This window comes from Eubacterium sp. AF17-7, assembly GCF_003461285.1.
GTDB lineage: Bacteria > Bacillota > Clostridia > Lachnospirales > Lachnospiraceae > Eubacterium_U > Eubacterium_U album.
Genome location: NZ_QTWU01000003.1, coordinates 117,703 through 139,540, shown reverse-complemented (window position 1 = coordinate 139,540; position 21,838 = coordinate 117,703). Strand labels below are relative to the sequence as shown.

Here is a 21,838-nt window from a genome sequence, read left to right as displayed (position 1 = left end):
TTTGAAAGGTAAATAAAATGGCGCAGTTAGATAGAATAAAGGAGTTAGTTGAGCTTTTAAACGAAGCTTCAAAGGCATATTATCAGGAGAGCAGAGAAATTATGCCTAATATTGAATATGACAGGTTATACGATGAATTAGTAGAACTTGAAAAGGAAACAGGCATTGTATTGGCAAATAGCCCTACTGTAAATGTAGGTTACGAGGTTATTAGTGAATTACAAAAAGAAACACATGAAAGTCCTATGTTATCTCTTGATAAGACAAAGGATGTAGCAACACTTGCTTCATTTGCAGGAGAAAGAAAAGCACTTTTGTCATGGAAACTAGATGGACTTACTGTAGTTTTAACATACAATAACGGAACTCTTGAAAAGGCAGTTACAAGAGGAAATGGTATTGTAGGAGAAGTAATTACAAATAATGCTAAAACATTTAAAAATATTCCAATTAATATTTCATATAAGGGACAGCTTGTGCTAAGAGGAGAAGCGGTAATTAAGTATTCGGATTTTAAAAAAATAAATGCCACAATAGAGGATGCGGATGCAAAATATAAAAATCCCAGAAATTTATGCTCGGGCTCAGTACGTCAGCTTAACAATGAGATAACTGCAAAAAGAAATGTAAACTTTTTTGCATTTGCCCTGATTAGTGCTCCGGGAGTAGATTTTGGAAATTCTATGGCAAATCAGATGAAATGGCTTGAAGAACAGGGATTTCAGGTTGTAGAACATAAAGAGGTAACTGAAGCAAATATGCAGCAGGCTGTAGAATATTTTGCAGAAAAAATAAAGACATTTGATGTTCCATCAGATGGACTTGTATTAATGTATGATGATTTAGCTTATGGAGCATCTCTTGGCTCGACAGCAAAATTTCCTAGAAATGGAATAGCATTCAAATGGGCAGATGAGCAGGCCGAAACAAAATTAAAATACATTGAATGGAGTGCAAGCAGAACAGGTCTTATAAATCCTGTGGCTGTGTTTGAACCTGTTGAACTTGAAGGGACAACTGTTAGCAGGGCAAGTGTTCATAATGTAAGTATTATGGAAGAACTTGAACTTGGTGTGGGTGATAGTATTTTAGTTTATAAAGCAAATATGATTATCCCGCAGATTGCAGAAAATCTTACAAAAAGTGGAAATGTAGAAATTCCTGACAAATGTCCTGTATGTATGGGCAATACAATAATAAAGAATGAAAACGGAATTAAGACTTTGTATTGTGACAATCCTAAATGCCCTGCAAAACATGTTAAGGCATTTTCTCATTTTGTATCAAGAGATGCAATGAATATAGAAGGACTATCAGAAGAAACTTTGGAAAAATTTATAGATGAAGGTTATATTAAAGAATTTGCTGACATTTTCCACTTAGACAGATTTAAAGAGGAAATAGTAAATAAAAAAGGATTTGGTGAAAAATCATATAATAATATAACAGCAGCAGTTGAAAAATCCAGAAGAGTAACTCTTCCTTCGTTTATCTATAGTCTTGGAATTGCTAATATAGGAATTTCAAATGCAAAGATGATTTGTAAGCAGTTAGATTCTATCGACAAAATCAGAAATGCAACAGTTGAAGAACTTGTGGCTATTGATAGAGTTGGAGAGATTATGGCAAAGAAGTTTGTTGAATATTTTGCAGATGAAGAAAACAATAGAAAGCTTAATAATTTATTATTAGAGGTTGAACTTTATATTGAGCAAAGCAATGATGAACAGGTACTTGAAGGAAAAACGTTTGTTATAACAGGAACTGTAAATGAATTTGCAAATAGAAATGAACTTAAAAAGTTTATTGAAGATAGAGGGGGAAAAGTAACAGGTAGTGTTACAGGAAAGACAAATTATTTGATTAATAATGATATAAATTCAAATTCATCAAAAAATAAAAAGGCAAAGGAACTTGGTGTTGAAATAATAGATGAACAGGGATTTATGAAATTAGTGGCACAGAATTAATTCTAAAGGGATTTTATGATTGGGTAGGATTGTGGGAGTGTATGGCACGGAACAATCCGTAGGCATCAAAGTTGAGGCTTTTGACTTCAATCTCATTTTATAAAAATATAAAGCAACAGAAAATTGGAAAAGTTAAACAAAAAACTTTTTTAATTTCCTGTTGCTTTTTTGATTATAAGTGTTATAATGATTTGGTAATTTGAAAATAAAGTTATAATACATATAACTAAAAGGTAATAACTTAATGTGAGAAGGAGAAAAAAATGAGAAAAAAGGTTATAGCATTAGCTATGATAGCTGCAATGGTAGTATCATTAACAGCTTGTGGAGGAAAGAACAACGATAAGCAGGGAAAGGATAGTACTGAATCTTTAAAAGTTGCATATCAGTCAGGAATTGCATATGCACCAATTTTAGTAATGAAGGATCAGAAACTTATTGAAAAGAATTATGATGGAAATGTTGATATTGATTGGCAGTTGCTTTCGGGTGGAGCAGCAATCAGCGAAGGATTAACTTCTAATACAGTTGATGTAGGAGCAATAGGAACAGGAGTTGCAATTACAGGGGCTAAAGCAGGAGCACCCTATAAGATTTTTGCAGGAATGTCATCACAGCCTTATAGAATATCAACAAATAAAGAAGAAATTAAGACTTTAAAGGATATAACAAAGGAAGACCAGATAGCAATTACAGGAATAAACAGCCAGCCACATATAGTTTTGGCAATGGCAGCTAAGGCTTATCTTGGAGATGCTCATGCATTGGATGCTAACCTTGTAGCACAGCCAAATGCAGACGGATATACATCATTAGTAAGTGGTGCAGTTCAGTGTCACATGATAATGTCACCGTATTGCTTTATGGAACAAAACAAAGAGGGAATTCATCAGATTGAGGTTGATGAAAGTGTATGGCCTGTAGGAGATACAACTATTGTAGGTGTTGCAACAGAAAAATTAAAAGAAGAAAGACCAAAGTTATATGAAGCAGTTTGTAAGGCAATGGATGAAGCAATTGAATTTATAAATGATAATCCTGAAAAAACAGCAGATATTTTAAAAGATTATTACGATGCATCGCAGGAAGAAATTGTATCTTGGTTAACTGATGATGCGTCAGTATTTTCAACAAAGCTTCAGGGCGTTATGAAGTTATCTGACTTTATGGTAGAAGAAGATTTCCTCGATAAAGGACCTGAAAGCATAAGTGAAATAGCATTTGATAATGTGGAAGGAAATTAAATTGTTTAAATAACAAAGTTGAATAAGACTAGCCTGTTTAAATATTTTAGCTTGTTATTAATAATAGTTGAAAAATAAAAAATAAGTAATAAAAAAGAGAAAATTAAACATTTTACAAAATGAAACATAAAGGAGCATGGAAATGAAGAAAAAAATTGTGACATTGATTATGTCAATGATATTGGCAGTAACATTTACAGCGTGTGGAAGCAGTTCAGACAATACAGAAAGTAAGAAAGATAACGGTAAAGAAAAAATCACAATAGCATATCAGTCAAGTATTGCATACGCACCGATACTGGTAATGATGAATCAAAAACTTATTGAAAAACATTATGACGGAGAAGTGAATATAGACTGGCAGATGCTTGCAAATGGTGCAGCTATTAATGAAGGTTTAACATCAGGCTCAGTTGATATTGGTTGCATGGGAGCAGCTCCTGCGATTACAGGTATTAAAGCAGGAATTCCGGGAAAGATTCTTGCGGGAATTTCATCACAGCCATATGGTATTTTAACAAATCAGGATGATATAAATTCATTAAAAGATATTACAGCTCAGGATCAGATAGCAATTACAGGATTGAACAGTCATCCACATATTTTGTTAGCAATGGCGGCTAAGGCATATCTTGGAGATGCACATGCACTAGACGGAAAACTTACGGTTTTATCAAATGCAGATGGATATACATCATTATTAAGTGGTGCAGTCCAATGTCACATGGTAATTTCTCCATATAATTTTATGGAAGAAGCAGCGGATAATGTTCATAAAATTGAAATAGGTGAAGATGTATGGCCTAATGGAAATACATTTATTGTAGGTGTTGCTTCAAATAAGTTAAAAGAAAATAAACCTGAATTATATCAGGCAGTTTGTGATGCAATGGAAGAAGCAATGGAATACATTAAGGAAAATCCACAGGAAACAGCTGAAATATTGTCAGATGGATATGATGCAACAGCAGATGAAATTCTTTCATGGATGAATGATCCGGCTTCAAGTTATACAACACAACTTCAGGGAATTATGGATTTAGCAGACTTTATGGTAGAAGCAGGATTTCTTGAAAATGGTCCAAAAGATATAAGTGAAATTGCATTTGATAATGTAAAAGGAAATTAATATAAAGTAGAAGAAATTGAGTAATCACATAAATGAAAATGCTGCTAAGTAGTGTAAAACAACTTAGTAGTATTTTTGTGTGAATAAATGGGAAAACCGTATATGGATAAAGGCATAAGAAAGTAGAAAGGAACAGGAAAAGCAGTGAAGAAAAGTACAAAAAGATTAATTGCACAGTTAGTATTTATAGTTGCAGTTTTTGCAGTGTGGGAATTGTATTACTATAACGTAATTGAACCAAGTGGTAAGACACTTTTATTCCCTGAACTTAGAAGTGTGGGTAAGGCATTTATGAATGCGTTTACGGTAAATGGGTTTGGAGCTATGGTTGCACATTCAATGCAGCTTATGTTAAAAGGTCTTTTAATAGGTGTAATATTGGCACTTATTTTTTCAAGTTTAGCAGTTGTAAGTGATACATTTTATGCTATTTACAATATGATTGTATCAATGTTTGACCTGATTCCGGGTATTGCGTTGACACCAATTGCAATTCTTTGGTTAGGAATTGGAGATGCATCAATTATATTTATCGTAATTCATTCAGTTGTATGGCCGATGTCAAGAAGTATTATAGATGGCTTTAATGCAGTTCCAAAATTATATTTGGAAGTAGGAGAAAACATTGGACTTAGTCCTGTAAGATTAGTATTTGGTGTATTTTTGCCGGCAGCTCTTTCGAGGATTTTCTCGGGTATAAAAATGGGATGGGCAAGAGCATGGAGAGGTTTAATAAGTGCAGAAATGCTTTTTGGAAGTGGCGGTTCAAAAGGAATTGGTTACTACATTACAGATAGAAGAACAAATATGGATATTGCCGGAGTATTTGCAACAATTTTAGTTATCATTTTAATTGGTTTAGTTGTTGAATACGGAGTATTTAGAACTATTGAGAATCACACATTTAAGAAATGGGGGATGTCAAGATAATGGATAAGAATATTTTAAAAATCAGAAATTTGGTAAAACAGTACGATAATTCACAAAATGTAATTTTAAAAGGAATTGATTTAGATTTAAATGAAGAGGATTTCTTATGTATATTAGGACCGTCAGGATGCGGAAAATCAACAATGATTAGATGCATAGCGGGATTTGAAGGATACGAAGGAACGATTGAAGTTAGCGGAGAAAAAGTTACAAAACCGGGACCTGACAGAATTATGGTTTTTCAGGATTTTAATCAGTTATTTCCGTGGAAAACAGTTTTAGGAAATATAACATACCCACTTAAAGTAGGTGGAATGAAGGATAAGGAAGAAAGAAAAAAGAGAGCTGAAAAGTATTTAGATAAAGTTAATTTGTTACAGTATAAAGACTATTATCCACACCAGTTAAGTGGTGGTATGAAACAGCGTGTAGCAATTGCAAAAGGACTTGCGTTAGGTTCTAAGATTATATTAATGGATGAACCATTTGCAAGCTTAGATGCCATGACAAGAAATAAAATGCAGTCGGAATTACTTCATATTAAAGAAAAGGAAAAAATGACTGTAATTTTTATCACACATAATATTCAGGAGGCAATTTCTCTTGGAAACAAAATTATGGTTATGTCTAAAAATGGAACAATTAAGGAAAAAATGGATAATCCGATTTCTAAACCTGTAACACCTGCAAGCGAAGGATACGGAGAATTGTGGGAGCATTTGAATAATGCATTAACAGAGGAAAATAAAGAAAAATGATCAGAATCAATATGAGGAGAAAGCAATAATGAATAATGAAGTAGCATCAATTTTAGAAGCAATAAAGATACATGCGAAAGAAACTCCTGATAAATTATGTGCCGGGGATAAGAAAAAATCAGCAACCTACAGCGAATTTTGGAATATGATTCAAAGGGCAGCGACATATTTGAAAAATAGTGGAGTAAGAAAGGATTCCATCGTCGTAATAAGAGGAGTTCAGAAGGTGGAATATCTTGTGGCAGCACTTGGAATACAGTTAGCAGGAGCTGCATATCTTCCTCTTGAAAAAGCAGTAAAAGATGATAGAATTCTTGAAATTATGAAGTTTGTTGAGGCAGATGTTTATGTGGCAGAAAAACCTGTGAATAATGAAAATGTGAAAAATATAAGCTTAAAAGAATTGCTTAAAATTGTGACGGATAAGACAAGCCCAATAGAAACATTTGAAATGCCTAAGTCGAATCAGTTGGCCGAGATTTTATTTACAACAGGTACAACAGGAAAATCAAAAGGAATAGAAGTTACATTTAAGACAGATATTGCTATTGCACAAAATGTTATAGACAGCGTTGAAATGGGCAAAGATGAGGTGGAATTGCTTTCAACTCCGATTAATCATTCTTTAGCAATTAGAAGATTTTATGGAGCAATGTACAATGGAAGTACAGCCATTTTGACAGATGGTTTTGTATTTGTGGAAGATTTCTTTAAGCTGCTTGATAATTATAAAATTACAGCTATTACATTTGTTCCTGCAATATTAGATATGGTTTTAAAATTTGCAAAAGATAGATTTGCAACATATGACAGTCAGTTTAATTATATTCAAATGGGTTCAGCACCATTGTCAGAAGCAGATAAGGAATTATTAACTAAGATGTTTCCTACTGTAAGACTTTACAACACATATGGTGCTACAGAATCAGGGTGTACAGTAATCCTTGAATTTAATAAATATGCTGATAAGAAAAACTGTATCGGAAGAACTACAGTTAATACTACAATTTTCTTTGTGGATGAAAATAGAAACGAGATTGAAGCATCATTTAAAAATCCGGGATACATGGCATTTAAAGGTGACATGAATATGCGTGGATATTACAAAGAACCTGAAATTACAAAAGAGGCATTGGAGAATGGAAATATTTATACAAATGATTTAGGATATGTTGGAGATGATGGACTCGTATATCTTCTTGGCAGAAAAGGAGATGTTATTAACATGGGTGGACTAAAGATTGCTCCTACGGAAATAGAAGAAGTTGTTGTAACGTATGAAAAAATCAAAGATTGCGCATGTATTCCTATTAAAGATGAAATTACAGGTGAAGCACCAAAACTTTTTGTCGTAATGAATGAAGGATGCGAATTTGATCAGAAAGAAATTGCAAAATTTATGCTAAATAAGCTTGAAGCGTTTAAAGTTCCAAAAGTTTTTGAAGTTATAGATGAAATTCCAAGAACTTTTAATGGAAAAATTATAAGAAAAAAATTAAAAGAATTGAATAAGTAACAAATATGTGATAGATATATATGTATATAAAAAATTGCCATGAGGAGGAAGATGAAATGAGAGATGAAGTTATTGAAATTTTAGCAATGATTAATCCAGCAATTGACGCTGAAGATGAAGACCTAAATATTGCAGAAGATCTTGACTCTATGGATATCATCGCATTAATTGCTGAACTTGAAGATAAGTTTGATATCGAAATCACAATGGAAGAAAAGACAGAAGAAAACTTCCAGAATGTAGATACTTTAGTTGAAATGATTAAGCGTTTACAGTAATTTAAAATAACAAAATAGGAAAAAGGAAAACAAAAAGGGCCAAGCGAATTATTTTTATGAAAAATAAAAATAATTGAACTTGGCTTGTTTAATATAAAGAGGAAAAAAGATGGCAATTATTGATTATAATTTTATGTCTCAATCACTAATGCATCCCACAACAGTCAAACTAGTTATGCCTTGTAATAATAAGCCTGAATATGTAATGATTTTTTTGCATGGAGTGTTAAGTGATGCTAATAATTGTGTTAGTAATATGGATGTGCAGGGAATGGCTGATAGATATAAAGTAGCATTTATAATTCCAAGCTGTGGAAACAGTTTTTACATAGATCATGGAGTCGCATTTGGAAATTATGGAAAATTTGTAGGCACAGAACTTCTTGAGAGAATGAGAAAGCAATTCAGTCTTCCAATGGACAGGGAACACACCATTATTGCAGGATTCTCAATGGGAGGATATGGTGCAATAAGAAACGGTGCAAAATATTGTGATACATTTGGCGCCGTAATAGGTTTATCTTCGGCATGCCTATATGAAAAATCAGTCAATGAACTTAATAAAGGAAAATTTGGTTATTACAAATTACAAATGTTTGATAAGGTCTTTAAGGAAAAATCAGTTCCGGGTAATTTTAGTGAAAATTACAAATATGTAATTGAAGAGAAATTAAAGAAAGGCAAAAAATTACCTTTCTTTTACATTTCATGTGGCAGGGAAGAAGAACTTAGACAGATTAACACTGAATTTGTTAATTATTTAAAAGAATTACATGTAAAATGTTATTACAATTTATCTCACGGCGAACATAATTGGCAATTGTGGTCTAGGGAAATAGATAAGGCTCTTATGTATATTACCGGTGGTGAAGGTGAAAATAGTTTTGTGGGTAAAGGTGTATAAAAATAATGAAAAAAATTGAAATTAGGAAAATGACATATACAGAAAAAAGGTATTGGGACTAAATGAAAATTGCTGTAATGACGATGAATTAAATTTGTGTCTCGTAAAGGAATTATAATTTGTATAATTGTATTGCAGAAATTAGTCATGCAGTAATATTAAATATAATCAATATATCTATACAGAAAAATCAAAATAAAATATTAAATAAAATCAAGGATGTTTTAGAACAAACATAGAGTTAAAGGGCTTTTGACAAAATTATAAAAATAAATTTAGTCTTATGAGTATTCAAATGTTGACATTGAAATAATTTGTGAGTAAAATTTATCTTATGGGTCGAGTAAAGTATATACGAGACTAAATAAAGTGCAATAGCAATCAGAGATAACTTGCCTTTTGCAGGGCACCAATCCTTACTGATAGTATTACACAGATAAATCGGAGGAAAAAAATATGGACAAGAAGAATATTGATTGGTCAAATTTAGGTTTTGGTTATGTTCAGACAGAAAAGAGATTTGTCTCAAATTTTAAAGATGGTAAATGGGATGATGGTCAGTTAACTGATGATGCAACAGTTGTTATCAGTGAATGTGCTGGTGTATTACAGTATGCACAGACATGTTTTGAAGGAATGAAAGCTTACACAACAGAAGATGGTCGTGTAGTAATATTCAGACCTGATTTAAATGCAAAGAGAATGGAAGACTCAGCAAAGAGACTTGAAATGCCGGTATTCCCTCAGGATAGATTTGTAAAAGCAATTGAAGAAACAGTAAAAGCTAACTTAGATTATGTACCACCATATGGTTCAGGTGCTACATTATATATCAGACCTTATATGTTTGGTAGTTCATCAGTTATTGGTGTAAAACCTGCTGAAGAATATCAGTTCAGAGTATTTACAACACCTGTTGGACCATACTTCAAAGGTGGCGCAAAGCCTATCACAATCAAAGTAAGTGATTTTGACAGAGCAGCACCTCATGGTACAGGTCATATCAAAGCCGGACTTAACTATGCTATGAGTTTACATGCAATCGTTACAGCCCATGCAGAAGGATTTGACGAAAATATGTACTTAGATGCAGCAACAAGAACAAAGGTTGAAGAAACAGGCGGAGCTAACTTTATATTTGTTACAAAAGACAACACAGTAGTTACTCCTAAGTCAAACAGTATTCTTCCTTCAATCACAAGACGTTCATTAATGTATGTTGCAGAACATTATTTAGGGCTTAAAGTTGAAGAAAGAGAAGTATATTTTGATGAAGTAAAAGATTTTGCAGAATGTGGTCTTTGTGGTACAGCAGCAGTAATCTCACCTGTAGGAAAGATTAATGACCATGGTAAGGAAATCTGTTTCCCAAGTGGAATGGAAGAAATGGGACCTATTACTAAGAAATTGTACGATACATTAACAGGAATTCAGATGGGAAGAATTGAAGCTCCTGAAGGATGGTTATACGAAATTAAATAAAAGTATATAATCTAAAAAAGAATATACAAGTTAAAAGATGCAGTTGTGGACGAGTGTTTGCAGCTGCATTTTTGATTTTAAATGACCACTTTATTTCTTGATAATTAATTTGATTAATTATATACTTAAGTTGCAATAGCAAAGTATGAATACAATAGTAAGAATTTGAAGTTTTGATAAAAATTAAATTACGAAAGAATAGGAGTGACAGGTTGTAACCTGAGAAGATAGAAAATTATGCAAAATAAAGACAAATGTATTGCTATATTTAAAACATTTATGAAAATTGGAGCGTTTACTTTTGGTGGTGGATATGCGATGTTACCTATGATTGAACGTTCCATGGTTCAACAGAAAAAGTGGATTACAGAAGAAGAAATGACAGATATGGTTGCAATTTCAGAAGCAACTCCGGGACCGATAATGGTGAATCTTGCTACATTTGTAGGAAGTAAAATCGCAGGAGTGCCGGGAGCAATAATGGCTACATTAGGAGTGATTGTTCCATCATTTTGTGCAATAACAATTATAGCTATGTGTATGAGACAAATAAGTGATATGATGTTTGTAAAATACGCTTTTGTTGGAATAAGAGCGGCGGTTTTAGTATTAGTTGTAAAAGCGATAGGAGTTGTTTATCGTGGATGCAATAAAAGTGTATTTGCTTATATAATAATGGGACTGGCATTGTTGTTGGTTGCATTTTTTAATGCTAATGCAATAATGGTACTTATAATAGCAGCAATATTAGGAATAGTGTATTCAAAACCATGGAAAGGGGAAGATAAATGATATATTTAAAATTATTTATTAACTTTTTCAAAATTGGTCTTTTTACCTTTGGTGGCGGATATGCAATGATTCCCATGATACAGGAACTTGTACTTAGCAACAAATGGATGGACACAAAGCAAATGGTAGATTTTATTGCAATCAGCGAAACTACACCAGGACCGCTTGCAATTAATATGTCAACTTATGTTGGATATGAGGTCGCAGGAATACCAGGAGCAATCTGCAGTACATTTGCAGTAGCATTACCATCATTCATAGTTATTATTCTTGTCGCAAGAGCTTATAAAAAATTTAAAGATAATAAAGTCGTTGTTGCAGTGATGAACGGAATAAAACCGGCAGTCGTAGGACTTGTCGGAGCAGCGGTTTTATCTGTTGCAGGAAATGTATTTACCGTTGGAAACTCAGTTTCAAAAATATTAACATCGGATAATCTTATATCATTAATAATAGTTATTACGTCAGCAGTTATGGCGATAAAAAAGAAAAATCCGGTAATCATTATATGTATTGGAGCCTTGTTGGGCATTATATTAAAATTTGCAGAAAGCATAATAATGTAGAACTGCAAATTAATTGTTTAAATCTTAAAATAAAAAATTAGGAGGGTTTTATGGAAAATTTATACGACAAAGCAAGCGAAATTTTAAATCAGGTAAAACAGGCGGTTGTTGGCAAAGATGATGCAATAGATAATATATTTGCGGCAATTTTAGCCGGTGGACATATTTTGATAGAAGATATGCCTGGAGTAGGAAAAACAACAATGGCTTTATCATTTGCAAAAGCAATGGGAATATCAAAGAAAAGAATACAGTTTACTACGGATATTATGCCGTCAGATTTGGTAGGTTTTTCAATTTATGATAACGAAACAAAATTATTTAAATATCAGTCAGGAGCTTTGATGTGTAATTTATTTTTGGCGGATGAAATAAATAGAACATCACCGAAAACACAGGCAGCGTTATTAGAGGTAATGGAAGAAAAACAGATAACAGTAGATGGTGTTACAAGAAGTCCGGGGAAACCATTTGTTGTAATTGCAACAGAAAATCCGGAAGGCTCAGCGGGTACACAACCGTTGCCGGATTCTCAATTAGACAGATTTATGATTTGCATTCACATGGGGTATCCGTCAGTTGATGAGGAAGTAGAAATTTTAAAAAGAAGACAAAAAGGAAATCCAATAGAAAATGTAAGACAGGTTTGTACTGCAGAAGATATTATTGCAATGCAAAATGAAATAAATGATATTTATATACATGATTTAGTATTTGATTATATTGCAAGGCTTGCAAAAGCAACGAGAGAAGATGAATTACTTAAAGCAGGTTTAAGTCCAAGAGGAACAGTTGCACTTGCAGGTATGAGCAGGGCATTAGCATGGATGGACAAAAGAAATTATGTTATTCCTAAGGATGTAAGCAATGCATTTGAGCCGGTTGCATTACATCGAATTACATTAAGCACAAAAGCAAAAGTAGGAAATGTAAAAAAAGAAAGCATTACAAAGAAAATAGTGGCACAGGTTAAAGCACCAATTGTTAGAAATAAGTAGAGAGGACGCTATGATAAAAAGATTAATAGAGTATATTATTTTGATTCTACTTACGATAATATTATTTTTCTTATACGATGATGAGATAGTAGGAATGATGCTTGTTATGGAGATAGTGTATTTACCGGTTTCTGTTATTTATATAAATTTGTGCAAATTATTTGTAAATGTACAAATGAAAAATTTGCAGCCTGTTGTAGAAAAAAATGAAAAATGTTCAATATTATTTGAAACAAGCAGTAAAGCATTTATTCCTTCGGTAAATATTGTGCTAAATATAGCTGTCAAAAACAGATTTACGGGAAAAAGTAAAAAGATAAAATTACGTGGGAAAACAAATGGAAAAAATAAGAATGAAATATATTATGACGTTGAGTTTAACCAGTTCGGAAGCGTAATTATCTCATTTGACAGTTATGAAGTACTAGATTGGTTTGGCATTTTTTCTTTAAAGAAAAAAGTCGAAGAGAAAGAAAATATATTAATATATCCGGAATTAAAACTTGTAAATGTAGAGGTAAAACAAAGTACAAGAAAATTTATAACTGAGGCGGACTATTATTCTACATATGAATCAGGAGATGACCCGTTAGAAACTTATCAGATAAGAGAATATAGAGAACAGGACTCAATACATGATATACATTGGAAACTATCAGCAAAAAATGACAAGCTTCTTGTTAAAGAAAGGGGAAAACCTGAAGGGTGTGCAGTGTTGATATGGGTTGATTTCTGTGGCAATAGCAAAGATAAAAAAAGCATAATTGAATCAATAGAAATTGCAACCGATATTTCATTTTCACTGCTTCAGGAAAAATGCAACAATGTGGTTTCATGGTATGACGGACAAAGATTGAAAACAGTTAATTTTAAGATAACATCATTGGAAAATTTATACCAAATGCTAAACGAAATATTGATTACAGATGTACACAAACTACAGGAAGAAAATAGTTATGCATTAAATGATAAATTAGAAAAAGAAAACTATAGCACTGTCATAGAAATGAAATCTAATGGAATTATAAAAATTAATGATAGTGAACTTAGAATAACGAAAAACAAAAATAAAATACAATGGAAAAAATTATATTTTGAAGTATAAAAAACAAATTTATATTAATAAAATTGTCTGAATTATGTTTTAAAATAAAATAGTAAAATAGTTTATTACTAATTTTAAAATTAGCAAATTTCGTTGAAAGGCTTATATAAAATTATGGAGAAAAATGCATTGAAGGGTTGGAATAAAAAAAGCATACTAGATGTTGGTGTTAAAATCTGTATTTTAGTTTTTTTAATTGTGACTTTATTTAATACAATTTTTTACGAATTTAAAATAAATGCAAATATAAAAAGATTGATATTAACTGTATCAATAACATTAATTATTGCGTATATATTTGTATATTGTTTTAAATATATTTACAAATGGATACTTATAATTGGGGGAATGAGTTGTGTAACTTTAGTTACATGGACTTTCGAAAATCCTGAAGTTGCATGTGCTCATCTTATAAGAGGTGTTTCGCCTATTTCTGAAGCCTATTATTCTATTTATAAAAAATATAATAATATTTTAAATTCAAATTATATCCTTGAGTATTCAAATTTAAATAAAATAGGAATTAATAAATATTTGTCATTAAAAGAAATAACTAATGTAAAAGATAACTGGGAATTTTGGGTTATTGTAACATTAGTGATTTTTGTGATTTCGATTACATTTGTCTTAATTACAAAAAAGGAAAAAGGATTTTTCGTGGTTACTTTATTTATGGTAATTCCTATTGCATTAACATGTACTGTTGGAGCATTCCCATCAACTGAAAACTGCTTATTTATAATTGGCGGAGTAATGGTATATAGATTATATTTTGTTTTGAAAAAATATGGAAATGCAATTGGGAGCATAGTTGCCGGAGGGATAGTTTTAACTGTTCTTATGTGTTTGGCTTTTGGAATGAGACCATATATTAAGGAAAATAAAAAAATAAATGAACTTAAATATATTGAGGTAAAATCCAGTATTCAAAATTTTCAACTTAAAGAATTACCTACACAGATATTATCGTTTTTTGGAGGACCGTTTAGAAATGATAAAATAGTTTTGAATGGTAATTTGAATAATAGTAGTGAACGTACAATTACGGGAACAAAAATGCTTAAAGTAACATTAACTCAAATGCCAGAGGGAACGTTTTATATTAAAAATTTTGTGGGTGAAACTTATAAAAACAATAAATGGAGTGAGTTTAGTTTATCTGATTTAGAAAAAGATTCTAGTGGCTATAGATTGATGAAAGAAGCTGACAACCGAAAAAGAATATATGGGGAAACTTACAATAGAATAAATCATTCAAGAGTGCCGGCAGCATTACAAATTGCAACATTAGATGTTTTTGCAGAATGTAAGAATATTGCATTTGTACCATATTATGCAAAAGTCACAGATGATGATACGGTGAATGGACATGGAAATCTAAATTTTATAAGTGGAGAGAATTCAAAAACATATCAGAAATATAATTATTTTCCAATGGAAGATGCTATGGCATTGGATGAGATGGATTATGGTAGTGATTTTGAAGACTGGAAAATTTATGAAAACAAAGTGGCGAAAATTGTAGATGAGCAGATTCCGGACAAATTGAGTAAAATAAGAGAATATAAAAGTAAGATATATTCTGACAATATAGATGATGTATCAAGTAATATTGATAAATTATTTTCAAATGGATTTAAATATACTTTAATGCCGGGAAAGACTCCGTCAGGGCAGGATGTATCAGAGTATTTTTTGACAGAGAGCAGAAAAGGATTTTGTGTTCATTTTGCTACAACTGCAACATTAATGTATAGAATGTGTGGAATCCCAGCAAGATATGTGGAAGGATTCGCAATCCCATCGAGTGCATTTGAAAGAGATAAAAATGGACATTATACGGCAGTTGTGACAGATAAGATGGCGCATGCATGGACAGAAGTGTTGAATTCATATATTGGGTGGGTTGTTAAAGACCATACAATAGCTGACACATCCTTAACTGAAGCTGAAACTGTTAATAGTCCGGAAGAAAAAGAGAATGAAAATGTAACTAATAAAATTGTAGAAGCAACAACTTTACAAAAACAGGCTAATGAGACACAAAGCAATGAAAAGAAAAATACTGATTTAGAAAATTCAAATGAGAGTGACACGAAAAATAGTGATAATACAAACATAAACGGAAATAGAAAAGTGATGGTTGGCATTATGTTGCTAGTTATAATTGCAGTCGTGATTTTATTTGTCGAATTTAATGCATTAAAGAAGAAAAAATTACGAAAATGCAGAAATATGTCTGCTGTTGAAGCGTATACTTATCTTTATTGCGTTGGAAGAAGAATGTGCGCAGACAAAAATAATTTAAAAAGAAAAACATTAAGTGTTGCAAATCCAATAAATGTGAAGGCTAGAAGTTTAAATAAAGGAAACAGAGAAGAATCAAATATAAACAAGAAGAATAATTTGAATAAACAGACAATTGAATATGATGAATTTGAATATATAATGAATGAGTTGGATATTGTGAATAAAGAAGAGTGGAACTGGTTATACAAAAAGGCTTTGGAAGAAAAATTTTCTGATAAAAAGATAGAAAGTGAAGATGAGAAAAAAGCATATTTTATTTATATTAATTTTAGAAATAAATTAATTAAGAAAATGAAAAAAGATAATAGATATGGTAAACTAATTTGGCTTAGAATTAAAGGAATGTAAATTTTATAAACTATAGAAATGTTTTTCCTTTAATTATTTAAAAATTCGATATTTTTCACCTAATTTTTTATATTTCACTAGACAAAGAAAATATAATTTGTTAAAATTATAACAATCTCAGTGGACATAGGGATAACTGCGTGAATTAATGGTATTCACACAAATTTTACATATATTTTAAATGCGGTTTATTGCAAGATATATTGGCCTATGTTATCATTGAACAAGAGTGTGTCGTAAGGGATTACTTAGAATATATATTACAAAAGCGACGCGTAATTAAATTATTTTATATGGAGGATATTTATCATGTCAAAGAAAGTAGTTATTGCAGGCGCATGCCGTACAGCTATTGGTAAAATGGGTGGAGCTTTAAGCACAACTCCAGCACCTGTTTTAGGTTCTATCGTTATTAAGGAAGCTCTTAACAGAGCAGGCGTTCCAGCTGATCAGGTTGATCACGTATATATGGGATGTGTTATCCAGGCAGGCCTTGGACAGAACGTTGCACGTCAGGCAGCACTTAAGGCAGGACTTCCAATTGAAACACCAGCTGTAACAGTTAACGTTGTTTGTGGTTCAGGTCTTAACTGTGTAAATATGGCAGCACAGATGATTCAGGCAGGAGATGCTGATATCGTAGTTGCAGGTGGTATGGAAAACATGTCAATGGCACCATATGCTTTACCACAGGCTAGATTTGGTTACAGAATGAACAACGGAACAGTTGTTGATACAATGGTTAATGATGCTTTAACAGATGCATTTAACAATTACCATATGATGATTACAGCTGAAAACGTAGCTGATCAGTGGGGACTTACAAGAGAAGAATTAGATGAATTCTCAGCTAACTCACAGCAGAAATGTGAAAAGGCTATGGCTGAAGGAAAATTCAAAGATGAAATCGTTCCTGTTGAAGTTAAAACAAGAAAACAGACAATCATCGTTGATACAGATGAAGGACCAAGAGCTGGAACAACAGTTGAAACTCTTAGCAAGTTAAGATGCTGCTCAGGTAAGCCTGATGGAGTAGTTACAGCAGGTAATGCATCAGGAATTAATGATGGTGCAGCAGCAGTTGTAGTTATGAGCGAAGAAAAAGCTAAAGAATTAGGTGTTACACCAATGGCTACATTCGTAACAGGAGCACTTGGTGGTGTTGATCCATCAATCATGGGTGTTGGACCTGTTGCTTCTACAAAGAAAGCATTAGCAAAAGTTAATATGACAATCGATGATATGGACTTAATCGAAGCTAACGAAGCTTTCGCAGCACAGTCTGTAGCAGTTGCAAGAGACTTAAAATTCGACATGAGCAAAGTAAACGTAAACGGTGGTGCAATCGCACTTGGACATCCTGTTGGAGCTTCAGGTTGCCGTATCCTTGTTACATTACTTCACGAGATGCAGAAGAGAGACGCTAAGAAGGGTCTTGCTACATTATGTATCGGTGGTGGTATGGGATGTACTACAATCGTTGAACGTGACTAATAAAAAATAAATGAAATGCAGATGATGGATTGTTAATTGAAGTTAATAACTTTTTAATCTGTTAGAGAATAAGTTAATAATTTTTACATATGCATTTCGTCTTAAGCAATCAGGTGAGCTCTTTCACATATTGAAATAACGGTGATGGGGCTTACCTGTTTGAAGTGTAAATTGTTTTTTTGAGATGGCTCAATATAACAAATATTTTACTTTTATAGCCCAAAGCGTAGAATGCTATTTGCTTTGACTTTTATATTAAGGAGAATAAATATGGAATTTATCACATATGAACAGGAAGGATTTGTAGGTGTTCTTACAATCAACCGTCCAAAGGCACTTAATGCTTTAAATAGCCAGGTACTTACTGAATTAGAAGAAACAATTGATGCAATTGATATTAATACAACAAGAGCATTAATTATCACAGGTGCAGGCGAAAAATCATTCGTTGCAGGTGCAGATATAGGAGAAATGTCAACACTTACAAAAGCAGAAGGTGAAGCTTTTGGTAAAAAGGGAAATGATGTATTTAGAAAGATTGAAACATTAGAAATCCCTGTAATCGCTGCTGTTAATGGATTTGCATTAGGTGGTGGATGCGAAATTTCTATGAGCTGTGATATTAGAATCTGTTCTGAAAATGCAATTTTTGGACAGCCTGAAGTAGGTCTTGGAATTACACCTGGATTTGGTGGAACACAGAGACTTGCAAGAATTGTTGGACCGGGAATGGCTAAACAGATGATTTATACAGCAAGAAACATTAAGGCTGCTGAAGCTTTAAGAATTGGTCTTGTTAATGCAGTATATCCAGTAGAAGAATTAATGGATGCAGCTAAGAAGATGGCTAATGGAATCGCTATGAACGCTCCAATTGCTGTCAGAGCTTGCAAGAAGGCAATTAACGAAGGACTTGAAGTAGGTATGGACGATGCAATCGTAATCGAAGAAAAATTATTCGGTAGCTGCTTCGAAACAGAAGACCAGAAGGCAGGAATGGGTAACTTCCTTGAAAAAGATAAAGAAAAGAAATTAAAGGTAGTACCATTTGCAAATAAATAAGCGGAATGCTGAATTTATATTCAGATAATATTTATATTTTCATTTAGGAGGAAAAACAATGATAGTAGGAGTTATTGGTGCAGGAACAATGGGTGCAGGAATTGCACAGGCATTTGCAATGACAGACGGATATGAAGTACGTCTTTGTGACATCAAGCAGGAATTTGCTGATGGAGGAAAGGCAAGAATTGAAAAGAACATCAACTTCCTTGTTGGTAAAGAAAAAATCACAGCAGAAAAAGGTGCTGAAATTTTGGGAAAAATCCAGACAGGATTAAAAGACATCTGTACAGACTGCGATTTAGTAATCGAAGTTGCTCCAGAAGTAATGTCAATTAAGAAAGAAACATTTAAGGAATTACAGAGCATCGTAAAACCTGAATGTATTTTTGCTACAAATACATCATCATTATCAATCACAGAAATCGGTGCTGGACTTGACAGACCTATGATTGGTATGCATTTCTTCAACCCAGCTGACAGAATGAAGTTAGTTGAAGTTATTGCTGGTGGAAACACACCTAAGGAATTAGTTGAACAGATTAAGACAATCGCTACAGAAATCGGAAAGACTCCAGTAGAAGTTGCTGAAGCTCCAGGATTTGTTGTTAACAGAATCTTAATCCCAATGATTAACGAAGCAATCGGAATCTATGCTGACGGAATCGCTTCAGTAGAAGATATCGATACAGCCATGAAGCTTGGTGCTTCTCATCCAATGGGACCATTAGCATTAGGTGATTTAGTAGGTCTTGATATTGTACTTGCTATTATGGAAGTACTTCAGGCTGAAACAGGTGATCCAAAGTATCGTCCACATACACTTCTTAGAAAGATGGTACGTGCAGGAAAGCTTGGAAGAAAGACTGGCGTTGGTTTCTACGATTACAGCAAATAATACAATATACATGAGAGTTAGGGAGTGCCACTAGTCGATGATTAGTGGTATCCCCTTATATATTTATTTAATTTACATGGAGGAATTTAATAATGGATTTTACATTAAGTAAGAAACATGAAATGGCTCAGAGCCTTTTCAAAGAATTTGCCGAAAATGAAGTAAAACCTCTTGCACAGGAAACAGATGAAAATGAACAGTTCCCTGTAGAGACAGTTGAAAAAATGGCAAAAAATGGTTTCCTTGGTATCCCAGTTCCTAAGGAATATGGTGGACAGGGATGTGATCCTTTAACATACGCTATGTGCGTTGAAGAATTATCAAAGGTTTGTGGTACAACAGGTGTTATCGTTTCAGCACATACATCACTTTGTATCGATCCTATTATGACATTTGGTACTGAAGAACAGAAGCAGAAATACGTAGTTCCACTTGCAAAAGGTGAAAAATTAGGTGCTTTCGGTTTAACAGAACCAGGTGCTGGTACAGACGCACAGGGACAGCAGACAAAGGCTGTTTTCGATAAAGAAACAAATGAATGGGTATTAAATGGTTCAAAATGTTTTATTACAAATGGTAAATATGCAGATATTTATATCATCATTGCAGTTACAGGTAAAGTTGAAAAACGTGGTAGAATGATGAAAGAAATTTCAGCATTCATCGTTGAAAAAGGAACACCTGGATTTTCATTTGGTACAAAAGAAAAGAAGATGGGTATCCGTGGTTCAGCAACATACGAATTAATCTTTGAAGATTGCCGTATTCCAGCAGAAAACTTACTTGGTAAGCAGGGTAAAGGTTTCGGTATCGCTATGCATACACTTGATGGTGGACGTATTGGTATCGCAGCTCAGGCTCTTGGTCTTGCAGAAGGTGCTTTAGAAACAACTATTGCATACGTAAAAGAAAGAAAACAGTTCGGTAGAACAATCGGACAGTTCCAGAATACACAGTTCCAGTTAGCAGACATGGCTACTAAGGTAGAAGCTGCTAAGATGCTTGTATACAAGGCAGCTAAGGCTAAAGAAACACAGAAGACATATTCTGTAGAAGCAGCTCAGGCTAAATTATACGCAGCAGAAGTTGCAATGGAAGTTACAACAAAGGCTGTTCAGTTACACGGTGGTTATGGTTATATCAGAGAATATGACGTTGAGCGTATGATGCGTGATGCTAAGATCACAGAAATCTACGAAGGAACTTCAGAAGTTCAGCGTATGGTAATTTCTGCAAACTTATTAAAATAATTTAGGAGGTACTTATCGTGAAAATTGTCGTTTGTGTAAAACAGGTACCTGATACAAAGGGTGGAGTTAAATTCAATCCAGATGGTACATTAGATAGAGGTGCAATGCTTACAATTATGAACCCTGATGATAAAGCAGGTCTTGAAGCAGCACTTAGATTAAAAGATCAGTATGGCGCAGAAGTAACAGTAGTTACTATGGGTCTTCCAAAGGCTGAAGAAGTTCTTCGTGAAGCTATGGCTATGGGAGCTGATAAGGGAATCTTAGTAACTGATAGAGTTTTAGGTGGAGCTGACACATGGGCTACATCAACAACAATCGCAGGTGCTATCAGAAACCTTGATTATGATATTATTATTACAGGACGTCAGGCTATCGATGGTGATACAGCTCAGGTTGGACCACAGATTGCTGAACATCTTAACATTCCTGTTATCTCATATGCACAGGATATTAAGGTTGATGGAGATAGCGTAATTGTAGAACGTCAGTATGAAGACAGACATCACGTAATTAAAGCTCAGATGCCTGTATTAATTACAGCACTTTCAGAATTAAATGATCCTCGTTATATGACTCCAGGTGGAATTTTTGATGCTTATGATGCAGAAATTACAACATGGGGAAGAGCAAATCTTGTTGATGTAGAAGATGGAGACCTTGGATTAAAGGGTTCACCTACAAAGATTGCTAAAGCATCTGATAAAGTTCGTAAAGGCGCTGGAGAAAAAGTTACTCCAGATAGCCCGGCTGAAGCAGTTGATTATATCATGGATAAGCTTTTAACAAAGCACGTTATTTAAT

18 protein-coding genes and 1 pseudogene are annotated in these 21,838 nt (G+C 33.2%); all 19 read left to right on the top strand.

Annotation, left to right across the window (positions count from 1 at the left end):
- The first annotated feature begins 17 nt into the window (after positions 1-17).
- The gene (ligA, locus tag DWW96_RS05620) at positions 18-1,970 is read left to right on the top strand and encodes an NAD-dependent DNA ligase LigA (protein WP_117909646.1); all 1,953 of its coding nucleotides are present in this window, start codon (positions 18-20) and stop codon (positions 1,968-1,970) included.
- 263 nt (positions 1,971-2,233) lie between these two features.
- Entirely contained in the window at positions 2,234-3,214 is a 981-nt protein-coding gene (locus DWW96_RS05615; RefSeq protein ID WP_117909645.1) for an ABC transporter substrate-binding protein, read from the top strand.
- Between the two features lie 142 nt (positions 3,215-3,356).
- Positions 3,357-4,343, top strand: coding sequence for an ABC transporter substrate-binding protein (locus DWW96_RS05610; RefSeq protein WP_158562651.1), 987 nt, complete (start codon positions 3,357-3,359; stop codon positions 4,341-4,343).
- Positions 4,344-4,487: 144 nt separating this feature from the next.
- Positions 4,488-5,273, top strand: a complete 786-nt coding sequence (locus tag DWW96_RS05605) for an ABC transporter permease (protein ID WP_022088351.1) — start codon at positions 4,488-4,490, stop codon at positions 5,271-5,273.
- Positions 5,273-6,031: an ABC transporter ATP-binding protein gene (locus DWW96_RS05600; RefSeq protein ID WP_117909641.1), complete on the top strand. Its 759-nt coding sequence runs from the start codon at positions 5,273-5,275 to the stop codon at positions 6,029-6,031. The genes DWW96_RS05605 and DWW96_RS05600 overlap by 1 nt, the downstream gene beginning before the upstream one ends.
- Before the next feature lie 28 nt (positions 6,032-6,059).
- Positions 6,060-7,547 carry a class I adenylate-forming enzyme family protein gene (locus DWW96_RS05595; protein WP_117909639.1) on the top strand — a complete coding sequence of 496 codons (1,488 nt, stop codon included), beginning with the start codon at positions 6,060-6,062 and terminating at the stop codon, positions 7,545-7,547.
- Between the two features lie 56 nt (positions 7,548-7,603).
- Positions 7,604-7,825, top strand: coding sequence for a phosphopantetheine-binding protein (locus DWW96_RS05590; RefSeq protein WP_022087867.1), 222 nt, complete (start codon positions 7,604-7,606; stop codon positions 7,823-7,825).
- A gap of 109 nt (positions 7,826-7,934) precedes the next feature.
- The gene (locus DWW96_RS05585; RefSeq protein WP_117909635.1) at positions 7,935-8,729 is read left to right on the top strand and encodes an alpha/beta hydrolase-fold protein; all 795 of its coding nucleotides are present in this window, start codon (positions 7,935-7,937) and stop codon (positions 8,727-8,729) included.
- Positions 8,730-9,176: 447 nt separating this feature from the next.
- A pseudogene (locus tag DWW96_RS05580) lies at positions 9,177-10,211 on the top strand (branched-chain amino acid aminotransferase); the annotation flags it as partial.
- A gap of 237 nt (positions 10,212-10,448) precedes the next feature.
- Entirely contained in the window at positions 10,449-11,003 is a 555-nt protein-coding gene (locus tag DWW96_RS05575; RefSeq protein WP_117909633.1) for a chromate transporter, read from the top strand.
- The gene (locus DWW96_RS05570; protein WP_022087871.1) at positions 11,000-11,569 is read left to right on the top strand and encodes a chromate transporter; all 570 of its coding nucleotides are present in this window, start codon (positions 11,000-11,002) and stop codon (positions 11,567-11,569) included. The genes DWW96_RS05575 and DWW96_RS05570 overlap by 4 nt, the downstream gene beginning before the upstream one ends.
- A gap of 50 nt (positions 11,570-11,619) precedes the next feature.
- Positions 11,620-12,567, top strand: coding sequence for a MoxR family ATPase (locus DWW96_RS05565; protein WP_117909631.1), 948 nt, complete (start codon positions 11,620-11,622; stop codon positions 12,565-12,567).
- Positions 12,568-12,577: 10 nt separating this feature from the next.
- Positions 12,578-13,672, top strand: coding sequence for a DUF58 domain-containing protein (locus DWW96_RS05560; protein ID WP_117909629.1), 1,095 nt, complete (start codon positions 12,578-12,580; stop codon positions 13,670-13,672).
- A gap of 114 nt (positions 13,673-13,786) precedes the next feature.
- Entirely contained in the window at positions 13,787-16,330 is a 2,544-nt protein-coding gene (locus DWW96_RS05555) for a transglutaminase-like domain-containing protein (protein WP_243003023.1), read from the top strand.
- A 309-nt stretch (positions 16,331-16,639) separates the two neighbouring features.
- Positions 16,640-17,824, top strand: a complete 1,185-nt coding sequence (locus DWW96_RS05550) for an acetyl-CoA C-acetyltransferase (protein WP_022087875.1) — start codon at positions 16,640-16,642, stop codon at positions 17,822-17,824.
- Between the two features lie 270 nt (positions 17,825-18,094).
- Complete coding sequence (locus DWW96_RS05545) at positions 18,095-18,886, top strand: enoyl-CoA hydratase-related protein (RefSeq protein ID WP_022087876.1); 792 nt, start codon at positions 18,095-18,097, stop codon at positions 18,884-18,886.
- Positions 18,887-18,944: 58 nt separating this feature from the next.
- Entirely contained in the window at positions 18,945-19,784 is an 840-nt protein-coding gene (locus DWW96_RS05540; protein WP_022087877.1) for a 3-hydroxyacyl-CoA dehydrogenase NAD-binding domain-containing protein, read from the top strand.
- Between the two features lie 92 nt (positions 19,785-19,876).
- Positions 19,877-21,034 carry an acyl-CoA dehydrogenase gene (locus tag DWW96_RS05535; RefSeq protein WP_022087878.1) on the top strand — a complete coding sequence of 386 codons (1,158 nt, stop codon included), beginning with the start codon at positions 19,877-19,879 and terminating at the stop codon, positions 21,032-21,034.
- A gap of 17 nt (positions 21,035-21,051) precedes the next feature.
- Positions 21,052-21,837: an electron transfer flavoprotein subunit beta/FixA family protein gene (locus DWW96_RS05530; RefSeq protein WP_022087879.1), complete on the top strand. Its 786-nt coding sequence runs from the start codon at positions 21,052-21,054 to the stop codon at positions 21,835-21,837.
- Position 21,838 lies beyond the last annotated feature (1 nt).